Source organism: Specibacter sp. NPDC078709, from assembly GCF_040686795.1.
Taxonomy (GTDB): Bacteria; Actinomycetota; Actinomycetes; order Actinomycetales; family Micrococcaceae; genus Specibacter.
Map to the genome: position 1 here is coordinate 223967 of NZ_JBFBLU010000004.1, position 13933 is coordinate 237899.

General features: G+C 59.6%; 11 protein-coding genes. 7 read left to right on the forward strand and 4 right to left on the reverse strand.

Going from position 1 to position 13933, the window contains the following annotated elements; all coding sequences use genetic code 11:
- Positions 1-44: 44 nt before the first annotated feature.
- Together AB0P14_RS09725 and AB0P14_RS09730 are read right to left on the reverse strand one after the other, a co-directional pair.
- Positions 45-977, reverse strand: a complete 933-nt coding sequence (locus AB0P14_RS09725) for a DUF808 domain-containing protein (RefSeq protein WP_363841041.1) — start codon at positions 975-977, stop codon at positions 45-47.
- A gap of 90 nt (positions 978-1067) precedes the next feature.
- Positions 1068-1901, reverse strand: coding sequence for an alpha/beta hydrolase (locus tag AB0P14_RS09730; protein WP_363841044.1), 834 nt, complete (start codon positions 1899-1901; stop codon positions 1068-1070).
- A 368-nt stretch (positions 1902-2269) separates the two neighbouring features.
- Between AB0P14_RS09730 and AB0P14_RS09735 the strand changes: the two genes are divergently transcribed.
- The 4 genes from AB0P14_RS09735 to AB0P14_RS09750 all read left to right on the forward strand — a co-directional run bounded on the left by AB0P14_RS09735 (position 2270) and on the right by AB0P14_RS09750 (position 7169).
- Positions 2270-4156, forward strand: coding sequence for an ABC transporter ATP-binding protein (locus AB0P14_RS09735; RefSeq protein WP_363841047.1), 1887 nt, complete (start codon positions 2270-2272; stop codon positions 4154-4156).
- Positions 4153-6111: an ABC transporter ATP-binding protein gene (locus AB0P14_RS09740; protein ID WP_363841049.1), complete on the forward strand. Its 1959-nt coding sequence runs from the start codon at positions 4153-4155 to the stop codon at positions 6109-6111. Before AB0P14_RS09735 ends, AB0P14_RS09740 begins: the two co-directional genes overlap by 4 nt.
- 117 nt (positions 6112-6228) lie before the next feature.
- Positions 6229-6672, forward strand: a complete 444-nt coding sequence (locus tag AB0P14_RS09745) for a MarR family transcriptional regulator (protein ID WP_363841051.1) — start codon at positions 6229-6231, stop codon at positions 6670-6672.
- A gap of 74 nt (positions 6673-6746) precedes the next feature.
- Positions 6747-7169 carry an organic hydroperoxide resistance protein gene (locus AB0P14_RS09750; RefSeq protein WP_363841054.1) on the forward strand — a complete coding sequence of 141 codons (423 nt, stop codon included), beginning with the start codon at positions 6747-6749 and terminating at the stop codon, positions 7167-7169.
- 188 nt (positions 7170-7357) lie between these two features.
- On the opposite strand, the gene AB0P14_RS09755 is transcribed toward AB0P14_RS09750, so the two are convergent.
- Positions 7358-7486 (reverse strand): hypothetical protein, encoded by a 129-nt coding sequence (locus tag AB0P14_RS09755; protein ID WP_363841056.1) that lies wholly within the window; start codon positions 7484-7486, stop codon positions 7358-7360.
- Between the two features lie 561 nt (positions 7487-8047).
- Between AB0P14_RS09755 and AB0P14_RS09760 the strand changes: the two genes are divergently transcribed.
- Together AB0P14_RS09760 and AB0P14_RS09765 are read left to right on the forward strand one after the other, a co-directional pair.
- Entirely contained in the window at positions 8048-9505 is a 1458-nt protein-coding gene (locus AB0P14_RS09760) for an MFS transporter (RefSeq protein WP_363841059.1), read from the forward strand.
- A gap of 81 nt (positions 9506-9586) precedes the next feature.
- On the forward strand, positions 9587-10246 hold the full coding sequence (locus AB0P14_RS09765; protein ID WP_363841062.1) for a dihydrofolate reductase family protein: 660 nt from the start codon (positions 9587-9589) through the stop codon (positions 10244-10246).
- Positions 10247-10658: 412 nt separating this feature from the next.
- Here AB0P14_RS09765 and AB0P14_RS09770 read toward each other — a convergent pair whose 3' ends face one another.
- On the reverse strand, positions 10659-11675 hold the full coding sequence (locus AB0P14_RS09770) for an alpha/beta hydrolase (protein ID WP_363841065.1): 1017 nt from the start codon (positions 11673-11675) through the stop codon (positions 10659-10661).
- A 588-nt stretch (positions 11676-12263) separates the two neighbouring features.
- Here AB0P14_RS09770 and AB0P14_RS09775 point away from each other — a divergent pair.
- Positions 12264-13928, forward strand: coding sequence for an ABC transporter substrate-binding protein (locus AB0P14_RS09775; RefSeq protein WP_363841067.1), 1665 nt, complete (start codon positions 12264-12266; stop codon positions 13926-13928).
- The last annotated feature ends 5 nt before the right edge of the window (positions 13929-13933 follow it).

Consider the following 13933-nt stretch of genomic DNA (forward strand, 5'->3'; position numbering starts at 1 on the left):
TCTAGGGAAACTTTGAATCTGGGGAAACGCAGTGAACCTCAGGGCTAGTGTTTTACACGGAGCTTGTTGATGCCGACAACCGCAGCGGTGATGACGCAGCCCACGATAAAACCAGCTAAGCAGGAGAAGGCGGTATTCACGAGCCAGCCCAACACCGCACCTGCGGAACCGGTGGCGTCGTGGACTAATATCTCCACATGATGAACGAAGCCATAAGGGGCATGCCAGCCCAGTTCGTCCATGCCCACCAGCAGCAAGTGGCCACCGACCCACAACATCGCAACAATACCGACCTTACTCAGGATGGACATCAGAATCGGCATTCCCTTGACCAGTCCGCGGCCAACTTTGCGCGAAACGGTCGAGGTCTTGCTGGCCATGTGCAGGCCAATATCATCCATCTTTACGATCAGTCCAACTACACCGTAGACACCTACCGTCATGAGGAGGGCAATCAGGATCAGAATCAGCGTCCGGTTAATGAAGCTCTCATGGGCTACCTCGTTGAGGGAGATGACCATGATTTCCGCCGACAGCACCAGGTCGGTGCGAACGGCAGCACTGATGATGGTCTTCTCATCACGGACCCCGTCCTTTCCGTCAGCCCCATGATGTTTAAGGACGCCCATCGCCTCAAGGATCTTTTCAGCGCCCTCGAACACCAGATAGGATCCACCGAGCATCAAGATCGGTGTCAGAGCCCACGGAGCAAACTGCGAGAGTAATAGGGCGACCGGCAAGATGAAAAGCATCTTGTTCCGGATGGAACCCACCGCAATCTTCCAGATGATGGGGAGTTCACGTTTCGGTGACAAACCCGCAACGTATTGCGGTGTGACAGCAGCATCGTCAACCACCACACCCAAAGACTTTACGCTGGCCTTGGCTGCGCCCACTGCAATGTCATCCAGAGACGCGGCGGTGACCTTCACCAGTGCTGCGATGTCATCCAGTAGTGCTACGAGGCCACCGGCCATACCAAAACTCCTTGTATTCTTCGTTGTCGCGTTGTCGCGTTGTCGTGGAAAGTCTTTTGAAGTTTACAACGCCGTGCCAGTTGCTAGTGATCAGCTTTTGCTGATGAAAGCCAAGAGTGCGGCATTGACTTCCTGCGCGTGTGTCCAGATTAGTCCGTGGGGAGCTCCTTCGACTTCAACGTACTCGGCGTCAGGCAGCGCCAGGCGAAACTTCCGGGCAGTGACATCGATGGGGAGGATATTGTCTTTGGTGCCGTGCAGGATCAGTGCTGGTTTGCCACTGGCACGAACGGCTTCCACATCGCCACGGAAATCTTCAATCCAGGCCGGCACCACTGCGTAGGCGGCCACCGGCGCACTTCGTGCTGCCGTGTTCCAGCTGGCTGTGACGGACTCTTGGCTGATTCTGGAACCTAAATTTTCATCCAGGTTGTAGAAATTGGCGAAGAAGTTGGTGAACCAGGCGAAGCGGTCATCCTTGGCCTGCGTGACAATGTCGTCGAAGACTTGCTGCGGGACACCGTCGCTGTCCACCAAGAACGGCTCCAGCGATGCAAGGAATGCAAGCTTGGCGATTCGCGCATGTCCGTAGCGCGAGACGTACCGAGCCAATTCGCCTGTACCCATGGAGAAGCCGATCAACACCACGTCATTTAGATCCAGCGTCTCAAGGACGGTGTTCAGATCTGCTGCGAAGGTGTCGTAGTTGTATCCGTCGGTGACCTTGCTGGACTGTCCAAAACCGCGGCGGTCATAAGTGATGACACGGTAGCCTGCCCCTAACAGTTCACGCGTTTGGCGTTCCCAACTGTGACCGTCCAGCGGGTAGCCGTGAATCAGGAGCACCGGCTGACCCGTTCCGTGGTCCTCGTAGTACAACTCGATGTCTGTGCTGTTTTGTTTTCCCACTGTGATGTAAGCCATGGCGTGCTCCCCATTTTGTCTGCTGAGCCTGAATGTTCAGGCCCGTGCGACAGCCTATTAGCCTCGAGAGTTACACGCCATGGTGCTTGCAGTATTACTCAATACTTCCGGGAATCACTTCTTGGACTCTGGGCCGTCGCTATGGCCTTCGCCATGCAGTGGGACAGATCGCCCTGCACCACGCAAAGCCACGACCGCAACCAGCCGCACAGGCCGTCAACGCCTAAGTGTCACGCTGACTAACCGCGGTGGGGAACATTCGTTGACACGCGTTGGAGCCCGGTAGTTGTCAGCTGCGCCCAACAGCACTGGCGTAGGGTAGAAAACTCCAAGAACGAATCCTTATCTGGGGGCAGTTACAGCAACGCATGGCGAACAACGACACCACCACACTATGGACTTCCCTAGGCCGGCTGGCCCCACAATTGCGGCCCATGATGTGGCCACTCATCTGGGGATTCCTCTCAGCCCTCGCGGCCAGCGCCGTGGCCCTGGCCATCCCGCAGGTGTACCGATCCCTGGTCAACACAGCGTTCCAGCCCGGCAACGGAGCGCAGGCACTGTGGATTGGGGCCGCCGTCGTTCTGGTTCTGGGCATCCTCGAAGCAGGCCTGATCGCCCTGCGCCGGCAATTTGTGCTGGTCCCGGTCAGCACCGTAGAAACGCGCATGCGCACCTCCTTCTACCGGCACTTGCAGCAACTCGCCGTGGAATTCCACGATCGCTGGGGCTCCGGACAGCTTCTGAGCCGGGCCATGAGCGATCTGAACTTTATGCGCCGTTGGATGGCTTTTGGCGCCATCATGCTGGTAGTGACGGCGCTGACCGTGGTGATTGGCGTGGTGCTTATGTTCTCGATGAGCTGGGAATTGGGCCTGATTTTCCTCGCTGCCGCCGTGCCGATCGTCATTTTCGGCTACCGCTTCCGGCGCTCCTACGGCAGGGTCAGCCGCAAGAGCCAGGATCAGGCCGGGGATTTAGCCACCACCGTGGAGGAATCCGTCCATGGCATCCGCGTGCTGAAGGCGTTTGGCCGCGGTCAGGAAGCATTGGATTCATTTGCTTCGCAGGCGCAGGAGCTGCAGGCCACCGAAATTCATAAGGCCAAATCCCTCGCCATTTTCTCTCTGGTGGTCTCGCTGCTGCCCGAGCTCGCCTTGGGCGCAGGCCTAGTGGTGGGCATCCTGTTGGTTTCGGAGGGAAGGCTCGACGTCGGAGCCTTAGTTGCGTTTTTCGCCACGGCTGCCGTGGTGGCTGGCCCCGTGGAATCGATGGGCCCACTGCTCGCCATGACGTTTGCGGCCAAAACCGCCCTGGACAGACATTTTGAAGTTATGGACGCCGTGAACACCATCACCGATCCGCAGTCCCCGGCATCATTGACTCAGGTGCGCGGCGAGCTTGAATTTAGGGACGTTCATTTCCGCTTCCCAGACAGCCCGGACGGCACCCCCGATCTACTGAACGGGATCGACCTGACGCTGCAGGCGGGCGAAACCATGGCGCTGGTGGGTGTGACCGGCAGCGGCAAAAGTGCCTTGCTCAATCTGGTGCCCCGGCTCTATGACGTCACCTCCGGCACGGTGCTCCTCGATGGCACCGACATCCGTCAGCTGCCTCTGGCCGAGCTCCGCCGGCACGTCTCCGTTGCCTTTGAAGACACCACCCTGTTCTCCCATTCGGTACGTGGAAACGTTTTGCTGGGCGCGGCCAATCACCCCGAATTATCCGAAGACCAGGTGCTGGAACGGGCCTTGGATGTGGCGCAAGCAGGATTTACCTATTCTCTCGCCGACGGCGTGGAGACCTTGATTGGCGAGGAAGGGCTCAGCCTGTCCGGTGGCCAGCGGCAGCGCATTGCCCTGGCCCGTGCCATAGCCGCCAAGCCCGCCGTCTTGGTGTTGGATGACCCGTTGTCGGCGCTCGATGTGAACACCGAAGAGCGTGTGAGCGGCCGGCTGCGTTCAGAATTGGCGGGCACCACCACCTTGATTGTGGCTCACCGCCCATCCACTGTGGCCATGGCCGATCGGGTGGCCTTGTTACAAGATGGCCGTATTTCAGCCGTGGGTACCCACGCCGAACTGCTGGCTGGAAACAGCCACTACCGCTATGTGCTGGCTAGTCTGACGGAGGAACCCCGCGATCTGGACAGCGATTCAGATGACGAACTACCGGATGACCTTGGTTCCGAGCGCCACATACCGGCAGACGCACACGCGCAGGCGCACCGACCCAAGGGAGCTCGCGCATGAGCCGCGGCAAGAAGCGCAAGGACGCTCCGACGTCGAACATTAAAGCTGGCAAGCTGAAAACCACAAAAGCAGCGCCGCAGGGCACCACGGATGAGGATCGGGTAGATCTGAGCCGCGAGGCCAGCCGTGCCGTGCGCCGTCGATCCGTGAAGCTCTTGGGTGCGTTGCTGCGTCCGGTGCGGTTGAGATTCGCCATCACCGTGGCGCTCGTGGTGCTGTCCCAGGCGGCGAAAGTTGCCGGTCCGCTGCTGATTGCCTACGGGATTGATACGGCGCTGCCCGCGCTCACCGCGAAGCCCGATTCAAATCCCCTGCCGCTGATTGTCACCGGCGGTGGCTACATTGTGGCTGCGCTTCTCAGTTCTTGGCTGACGGCGACGTATCTGACGGCGACCGCGCGGCTGAGTCAGGCGATGCTGCTGGATCTGCGCATTCAGGTCTTCCGGCATACGCAGCGGCTGAGCATGGAATTTCATGAGAAGTACACCTCTGGGCGCATCATTTCGCGCCAAACATCAGACTTGGAGGCCCTGCGCGAACTGCTTGATTCCGGGATTTCCTCGCTAGCCTCGGGGCTGGTCTTCATGGCGTTGACGGCTGTGTCGATTTTCGCGTTGGATCCCATCACGGGCTTGCTGGTACTGGCGTCGGCGGTGCCCATGTTCATGCTCTCGCGCTGGTACCAAAAGCGTTCGCAGGCCGCTTACCGCTCCTCGCGTGTGGTGTCCGCGGCGCTAATTGTGCACTTCATCGAGACCATGACGGGTATTCGTGCGGTCAAGGCGTTCCGGCGCGAGGAGGAGAACGCGGCCAAGTACGATGCTCTCGCCGAGGATTACCGCCGCGTGACCGTCACCTCCATCAACTTGAACGGCATTTTCCAGCCCGGGTTGGTGCTGATTGGCAATGTGGCTGTGGCGGTTGTTTTGCTCGCCGGCGGCTTCCGTGTGCTCGGTGGCGCGCTGGAAGTGGGCGCTCTGCTGGCCCTGCTGCTGGCTACCAAACGCTTCTTCCAACCGGTGAGCCAGATGGCCATGTTCTATAACTCGTTCCAGTCTGCCCAGGCTGCGTTGGAAAAGGTCTCTGGCTTGTTGGAGGAAGTGCCCAGCGTGCGTCCGCCGCGGCATCCCCGCCCGCTGCCGGTGGCAAGTGGCGATATCCGCTTCACTGGTGCCCAGTTCCGTTACGGCACCGGGCCCGTGGTGCTGCCCAGTTTGGATCTGCATATTCCGGCCGGTCAGACGGTGGCCGTGGTGGGTGCCACCGGCGCCGGAAAGTCCACGTTGGCCAAACTGATGGCCCGTTTCTATGACGTGAGTGCCGGCTCGTTAACCCTCGACGGCGTGGAGTTGCGTGAACTCTCCACCGCCGATTTGCGCCGTGCTGTGGTCATGGTGACGCAGGAGGCATTCCTGTTCAGCGGCACGGTAGCCGACAATATTGCCCTGGGTAACCCGGGTGCCAGCCGGGCCCAGATCGAGGCCGCCGCCCGCGATGTGGGCGCCGATGACTTCATCCGCACCCTGCCGGAGGGCTACGACACGGATGTGAACAAGCGCGGTGGCCGTGTCTCAGCTGGACAGCGGCAACTCATCTCCTTTGCCCGGGCTTTCTTGGCCAATCCTGCAGTGCTCATTCTTGACGAGGCCACTTCTTCGCTGGATATCCCGTCGGAACGGCTAGTTCAGGCCGGATTGCAGAAGCTGCTGGGTACTGTGGGCGCTGAAAGTGGGGACGGCACTAAGGGCGGTGCTGCTGCCACGGGTGCCGGAGCGGGCGCGACGGGCCGGACGGCGCTGATCATCGCGCACCGACTCTCCACCGTTGTCATGGCAGATCGGGTCCTGGTAGTCCACAATGGGCGCATCGTGGAGGACGGATCCCCCGCGGAATTGATCGCGGGCGGCGGACGTTTTGCCGCGTTACACGGGGCGTGGCAAGACTCCTTGGTGTAGTTCAGCACTCTGGGTTAGTTCTGCTATCTGGTCTAGTTCTAAAAAGGGGGCACGGCTGCCGACGCAGTTATTTTGCTTCAATTAGTTGTGCACAATTGAATTGTGTACAATCAAGTTATGTTGGAGAATGAATACCACCTCGATTCCATGGTTTGCTTCGCCATTTACTCCGCGTCGAACGCGGTGGCCAAGGCTCATAAAGTTGCGTTGGAACCATGGGAGCTGACGTATACGCAGTACATTGCACTGCTAGAGATCAGCACTGTGACTGAGGGTTTGACCGTTGGCGATCTTGGCAAACGCATGAGCCTCGATTCCGGGACGTTGTCCCCAGTTTTGCGCAGATTGGACGAACGTGGACTGGTGCGCCGGGCCCGCACCTCCCCCGATGAACGCGTGGTCACCGCATCACTGACCGAGACGGGGACTTCGGTACTGAAGGAGGTGCTTGTTGCCTTAAAGGTACTCCGCGGCGCCTATGGCTTCGATTCCGCCGAACAGGCTCGCGCGTTGGTCAAGGAGCTGCATCGCATCACCGAGGGTATGCGCGCATTGGCTTAACAGTGACTCTGGATCAGCAGCCCTGATCCATCCCCCACTTTTCCTTATAAATGATGTCTACGAAAGGCACCCCCATGACACCCCTGTACACCGCCGAAGCCATTGCTACCGGAGCTGGCCGTGACGGACACGTCCGCTCCTCCGATGGCGGCATTGATTTGAACCTTGCCATCCCGAAGTCCATGGGTGGGTCCGGGGCGGGAGCCAACCCCGAGCAGCTTTTTGCCGCTGGCTATGCGGCCTGCTTCCATTCGGCACTGCAGATGGTTGCCCGCATGCAAAAGGTGGACATCGCCGACTCCTCAGTGGGCGGGCAGGTCCACCTGGGCTCCAACGGCCAAGGCGGATTTGAACTCTCCGTTCTTCTGGAAGTTGTCCTTCCGGGGCTGGAGCACGACGCTGCTCAGGCGCTGGCCGATGCCGCTCATCAGGTCTGCCCCTACTCCAATGCCACACGCGGAAACATCGAGGTCACCATTACGGTCTCTGACGACTAACCTTTTGCGCTTTGGGCTGTGAGACTACAAGAGAGATGGTTCGTGGCTCACCACTGAGGCAACTTCGCTACGTCCCTACCGAGTGGTGAACCCACCGACGGTTGGATTGAATCACTGAGTCGTAAAGTCGGCGATGAGCCAGTTCGCAAGCACTGCTAACTCCCTCGCTTGAGAGTTCGGATCTGAACTTACAGTAGGGCTAGTGCCATCCAGGACATGTGAGGGAGGGTAATTGTGACGGTTCCCGCGCTGATGGCGGCTGTTTCGTCGCTGCGAGGCGTCACCCGCAGTGGTTCTTCCACGGTGTCCTTTTGCATGGAAATCCGCATCATGCAACATTTGCGCGGTCTCTGTGTGGCTACCGTTCATGCTGCTGACATCGACGCTCACTTCAATGGTTGCGGTCAAGCTGTGGTTGATCAAGAAAGTTGACAAGAACACAAAGCTCTCTCCAGTGGGGTCATCGAAAGTGACCACGGAACCGACCCTAAGCTCCAGAACGGCCCTTGTGCCAATGCTGAGGGTGCCAACGCTGAGGTGAGAGCGAATGGGTAGAACGTGCTTGGCGGCCAGGCTGGGTCGTTGGACACGGTCATGATCGGAGCCATCACCTTGACCAACCAGATCGGGATGCCCAGCTGGTTCGAGGACTACGCCGCAATTGCTCGAGTCAGACGGAGTGCCGCCGAGTCTGACGCTGATCCCCTGCCTGACTCGGCGGCTGACGCACGGCGCACCCCTGGTCCACAGTGTGAACCAGAGGCGACAATGGGAATAAGGGAGTACTGGCATCCGATTGCCATAGATAGCTTCATCCACAGAGCGCTCACCCATCGGGGCACCATCCTCACCACCTCATGCCGGCATCAAAGGAAGCAATGCGAACCACAGCACCCTCCGCCATCGTCACCCGGTCGTGGCCACTCGTTGCCGTTTTGGCAGTCACTGGCGCCTGCGCATCGTTCATGTTCACGTTGGTGGTGCCCATTCAGGCTCAATTGCCAGAACTGTTGAACGCTCCAAGAGAAGCCACAGCCTGGGTGGTGACCATTACGCTTCTTACCTCGGCCGTTGTCACTCCCATTTCCGGGCGGTTGGGCGATCTCTTCGGCAAGCGCAAGATCATTTTGGCCCTACTGCTCGCATTGATCATCGGGAACATTCTGGCAGCCGCCTCAACTGATCTGACGTTACTGCTAGTGGGGCGCGCCTTGCAGGGGCTGATGGCTGGTGTCATTCCGCTAGGCATTGCGGTGCTGCGGGATCATTTGCCGGCGAAGCGAGTTGGCGGGGCGGTGGCCCTAATCAGCGGGTCATTCGGCTTTGGTGCCGCACTAGGCCTGCCTATCAGTGCCACGATTGCGCAGACCCTGGACTGGCACGCTCTGTTTTGGACCGCTTCGGTGCTGGGCCTGGCATTACTGATCCTTGTGGCATTGATTGTGCCCAAGGATACGGAGTTCGCGGCCGGCAGCTTCGATTACATTGGCGCAGCCGGTCTCTCCGTCGGTCTTTCCGGAGTCCTGGTGGCCGTAGCGCAGGGCAATGTGTGGGGGTGGACATCACCGGCGACACTGCTCATGGGGTCCGGGGGCATTGTGCTGCTGATTGTCTGGGGAATTTTTGAGCTCCGACTCAAAAACCCCGTCGTTGACCTCCGTGTGGCCGCACGGCCGGCCGTGCTCATGACCAACCTCGCCTCGGTCGTCCTCGGTTTTGCATTCTTCTCCTCGCAGATCCTCTTTCCCCAGCTGCTCCAGCTGCCCACGGACACCGGCATTGGACTTGGCCAGTCACTGATATCCATTGGCCTGATCCTCGCCCCGGCTGGTCTGGTACAGGTCGCCATGGCGCCAGTGGCCGCCCGGCTGAACCGCAATGTAGGCGGCCGGGCCACCATGGTGGTCAGCGCCATCATCATCGCTTTCGCCTACGCCTTGGCGCTGCTGGCATCCTCAGAAATCTGGCATATTCTGGTGGCAAACGCGCTGATAGGGGCTGGCATCGGCATTGGTTACGCCTCCATGCCATTGCTGATTATGGGCGCTGTGGAACCCACGGAAACAGGCGCCGCGAATGGCTTGAACTCTCTGATGCGTTCACTAGGCACCAGTAGCGCGGCCGCCGTAATGGGCGCAATTTTGGCCGCATCCGGCGCCGGACACTCTGCACCCACGGCGGCGGGATTTCAACTGGGTTACACGATAGCCCTCGGTGCCACCTTGCTGGCTGGTGCACTGACCCTGTGCATTCCACGGCCGCGACCTGAGGAAGCACACTTCGTTTCGCTCCCGGTCGATGTTCCTGAGCTGGATCCGGACGCTTCCCAGCGCTGAGACCGCAGCAGTACAGTGAGTAATTGAGTGAGAAATTGGGGATCCCGCTCGGCCAGCAAACCCCACGAAGGGTGCAAGAGGATGACTCGCGTTCGACTCGATCTGTTCGTTTCACTTGATGGTTTCACCTCGGCGACGGAGCAATCCGCTGAAAATCCGATGGGTGAGGACTGGGGGCGCCTGACAGCGAACTACGCAGCAACCCGCACGTTCAACAAACTTGTCTTCAACGACTCCAGTGGGGCCGGCACCACTGGTGTCGACGACGCCTACGCCACCGCGTTCTTTGACGGTATAGGCGCCGAGATCATGGGTGCGGGTATGTTCGGCCTGCACTCATTTCCCAACGATCCGCAGTGGCAAGGATGGTGGGGTGCCCGGCCACCTTTTGGCTGCCCGGTCTACGTCCTTAGCAGTTCTGCGCCCCGTCCGATGATCCCTCTAGAAGGCGGAACAACTTTCCACTTCAGGAATTCGGCAATCGAGGATGTGCTCGCCGAAGCCACCGAGGCGGCCGGTGGCTTGGACGTGAGGATCGGCGGTGGGGTTGGCACGGCGCGCAGCTTCCTACGCGCGGGCCTGGTGGATGACCTGCATCTCATGGTGGCCCCGATCATTTTGGGTCGGGGAACTCGACTCTGGGATGGGTTGGGCGGACTTGAATTCACCCATCACGTGAGGACAGAGGTGGCCGAGAGCGGCACCATTCACGTTACTTTCAGGCGAAAAGACGCTCGCTGACTGGAAGTCGACTAACTCTGGTCAACGCGAGCTGGTGCCAGGCTGGACAGAGTTGCCGCCGGAATTGTTGCCGTAGCTATTTTGCACTCGTTCCGCTGTCCGTGTCTGGCAGCTGGTCCTGTTGGACGCCGTCGTTCTGGGTTGTGCCTGAGGTAACCGTGGGACTAACCGTGGCGGCCCCACGACGACTGCCGCGATGCCAACCACTGAAAAACTGCCACGGGTCACTGCTGCGGTGATTCCCGCAGCCACCTTCTTGCCGCTGTTTCGAGTCGCCATGGCTTACCCCTCTCTATGCCCCGATGAAGTACCTGCTGCCCATCATCCTCACGAATCCTGTGTCCGCACTTGTAGGTGGTGGGAGCCAGCTTTTCCTTGACTTGCAACTTCCATCGATGACGGCGCAGCGAGGCTACTTGCTCAGCATGTCCACGAATGCCACGCTGGCAGCAGAAATCTGGGCGCGGGCGGCGTCGCCACTGATGGTTGGCTGACCATCACCAGATTGCGGACCATAGTCACCGAAGTTTGAATGGACGGCCCCGTCGATGACCTTGTAGTTGGTATCTGCGGGCAACAGGGACTTGGCGGCATTGATCTTGGCCGGCGTGGCCAGTCCGTCATTCGATGCGGAGACCGACAGCACCGGAACACCCAACGCAGTCATCTCTGTTGCCGGGTAGGAAGCCAAGAAGAGCAAGCCCACCACGGCATCTTTGGGTACAGTGGCAAAGTTCTCGGCATCCATTGCCGAGACCACGCCCCCGAGTGAATGCCCACCAACCACCCACTGCATAACGGGTGGATGGCCATCCCGTGCAGCGTCAAAAGCTCCAAGGGAAAAGAAGGCAATGCCGAACGGCTGTTTCTCAACGACGACTGTGTGTCCAGCTGCGGCTAAGGGCCGAAGAATGGCAACATAGGCGCGCGCGTCGACCAGAGCACCTGGCTGGAAAAACACGCCCACTTCGTTCGCAGTTCCAGCGGGACCGAGCACTATCTGATCCGTGGACTCAGTGATTCTAACCGTGGCATCGGAGTGCATCGCTGATAGCGAGGGCTCCGTTGCGGCCGAAGGAACTAGCCACCAAACCACGGCCAGAACCGCCGCTGACGTCACAATCCCGACCCATCTAAGCGGCTTCAACCGGCGATGAATAGCTGTGGACCTGAACCAATAGTGCACTGCAAACACCGCGCTTGTCAGGAGAACAACAGCAAGTAAAATCGCGTAAGCAGGATGCCCATGCTGCACCATGGTGCCCGTAGCCACGTTCGCCAGGATGGTCGCGACTACCCCGAGTAGGGACATAATCTGTGCCGCCCAGAAGATGGTGATGTCGCCGCGGTGAGCCCGGAGGTCGCGGCGAGAGGCTCGACTCGCCCCGGACGGTTCCGCCGCAGCGGGTTCAGGCTCTAAACGGGTCATTTTTCGCTCCACATTGAGGACACACACGGCAGCATAAACAATGGCACATCAGTACCAGATGAAATTATCTCAGCGGAGCCCACTACGGCACCCGGCTACCAGGCAAACCGCTCATACTCGAGAGTAATCCTCATTCCACCACCCCTGTCGGTGCTCACGGCGTGAAACCCTAGTCAGTCGGTGAATCGAGACTTATGCTAGTGGCAGCTGCGAGGCAATTCGTCCTGCTTACACCTGTCCGCAGAAGGGCGAGTGCCAGCACTACATCATCACAGTAAATGCCAAAGAACTCCCCGACCCCGGCTGGGCCTGAGTCTGGGCTTACCTCACGCCCTACCTCCGCGGGATCGACCGCGTGGGCAAGGATTTCTCCGGACACCTCGCCTTCTGGAAAGAGTCCCAGGTGTCCTGAGGTGGCAGGCGTACCGGGTCAGATATGAGCTGCCTCATATATCACTGCACCCGCTCCCCTACAGCGCTAAGGTTGATGGCGGTGCCCGCTGCTGCGTGCCTCGAGGCTACGGCCCGTGAGGACCGACGTCGTGAGCACCCGCATCGCTCCACTCACCGGTTCGCAGGAAGACTGTCATGACTCTCGCTCGCCCCTTGGCCAACAAACTATTCCCGGCTGCAACAGCTCTAGCCGCAGCCCTGATTCTTGCCGGCTGTACACCCGCAAGTACGACGCCGGACGGCAGCTCCGATCCCGGCTCACCTGTCACCGGTGGGAACCTTGTCTACGCCTCCGGCGATGCCGAGCCTAGCTGCCTGGATCCGCACGTTGGCGGTAACTATCCTCAGGCTCTGGTTGCCTCGCAGTACTTGGAGACGCTGTACACCAAGGACGCGGACGGCAAGCTGATCCCTTGGCTCGCCAAGGATTCCACGGTGTCCGAGGACGGGCTGACGCGGACTGTTTCGATCCGAGACGGCATCAAATTTACCGATGGCACCGCCTTGGACGCCGCGGCCGTCAAGGCCAACTTTGAACACCTTTTGGACCCTGCAACGGCATCCTCCACCGGCTACCTTGCGCTGGGGAAGATCGCGTCAATGAAGGCCGTCGATGCGAGCACCCTCGAACTGAAGCTCAAGGCGCCGGACAATTCCCTGCTCGAGTCCTTCTCCATGCCATGGGTGGCGATCGAATCCCCCACAGCCTTGAAGCGAACCCAGGAAGAAAACTGTGCAGCTCCCGTGGGCACCGGACCGTTCAAGGTGGAGTCTTGGAAGAAGCAGGACTCCGTGCAGATGGTCCGCAACGCCGACTACGTCCTGCCGGTTTCAAACGCCGCCCATGCAGGACCGGCCTACCTGGATTCCATCACCTGGCGCTTCATCCCCGAGGCAGCTACGCGTTACGCTGCACTGCAGGCCGGTGAAGTAGACATCATTGACAACGCCCAGCCGGACGCCATCGCCACGGCCGTGAAGACTTCCACCATCAAGCACTTGGACGCACCTCGCCCCGGAGCAGCCAACCGGATTGAGCTGAACTCGTCCAAGGCCCCCTTCAATGACGAAAAAGTCCGTGCGGCTTTCATTCATGCAGTGAACGTGAACGCGAGCGTTGACTCCTTGTTCTTCGGCACCGCTAAGCGATCCTACTCACCGCTCTCGAGCGTGGAGCCCTTGGCGTATTCAGAGGAGTCGCTCTTCGATTACGACCCCACGAAGGCTGGCGAACTGTTGGACGCGGCCGGGTGGAGTGAACGCGATTCGCAGGGCTACCGCGTCAAGGACGGTGTCCGGCTCTCCCTGACCTTCCCCGTGAGCACCAGCCAGTCCATCCCCGCCGAGCAGTCACTCTTTGAGCAGATGCAAGCAACGGCCAAGGAATCAGGCATCGAGATCAAGATCAACTTGCTGGATATCTCCAGCTGGTACGGCGAATTGTTCAGTAACAGCTACAACCTGGTCTCCGCTCCGTACACCAAGGTTGGTCCTAGCGTGCTGTCCATTCTCTTCCATTCTGATTCCACCATCCCTGCACCGTCGGGCTACTTCGCCAACCTGTCCCAGGTCAAGGACTCGGCACTGGACGCCTTGCTGGAGCAGGCCGGATCCACCAAGGATGAAGCCGAGCGCAAGGATCTTTACACGCAGGCACAGAAGAAGGTGCTTGAGGGCTACTACCTGTTGCCGCTCTACGATCAGCAGAACCACTTCCTCTACTCAGAGAAGCTCAAGAACGTAGGCGCCACCACCGCCGTGGCCTCACCTATCTTCTTCGATACCTGGTTGGCTAACTAGCCCGC

Coding starts and splice junctions, on each gene's coding strand:
- AB0P14_RS09760 (WP_363841059.1), top strand. CDS start 8,048: ATGCGAACCACAGCACCCTCCGCCATCGTCACCCGGTCGTGGCCACTC.
- AB0P14_RS09765 (WP_363841062.1), top strand. CDS start 9,587: ATGACTCGCGTTCGACTCGATCTGTTCGTTTCACTTGATGGTTTCACC.
- AB0P14_RS09730 (WP_363841044.1), bottom strand. CDS start 1,901: ATGGCTTACATCACAGTGGGAAAACAAAACAGCACAGACATCGAGTTG.
- AB0P14_RS09775 (WP_363841067.1), top strand. CDS start 12,264: ATGACTCTCGCTCGCCCCTTGGCCAACAAACTATTCCCGGCTGCAACA.
- AB0P14_RS09755 (WP_363841056.1), bottom strand. CDS start 7,486: ATGCAAAAGGACACCGTGGAAGAACCACTGCGGGTGACGCCTCGCAGC.
- AB0P14_RS09740 (WP_363841049.1), top strand. CDS start 4,153: ATGAGCCGCGGCAAGAAGCGCAAGGACGCTCCGACGTCGAACATTAAA.
- AB0P14_RS09745 (WP_363841051.1), top strand. CDS start 6,229: ATGTTGGAGAATGAATACCACCTCGATTCCATGGTTTGCTTCGCCATT.
- AB0P14_RS09770 (WP_363841065.1), bottom strand. CDS start 11,675: ATGACCCGTTTAGAGCCTGAACCCGCTGCGGCGGAACCGTCCGGGGCG.
- AB0P14_RS09725 (WP_363841041.1), bottom strand. CDS start 977: ATGGCCGGTGGCCTCGTAGCACTACTGGATGACATCGCAGCACTGGTG.
- AB0P14_RS09750 (WP_363841054.1), top strand. CDS start 6,747: ATGACACCCCTGTACACCGCCGAAGCCATTGCTACCGGAGCTGGCCGT.
- AB0P14_RS09735 (WP_363841047.1), top strand. CDS start 2,270: ATGGCGAACAACGACACCACCACACTATGGACTTCCCTAGGCCGGCTG.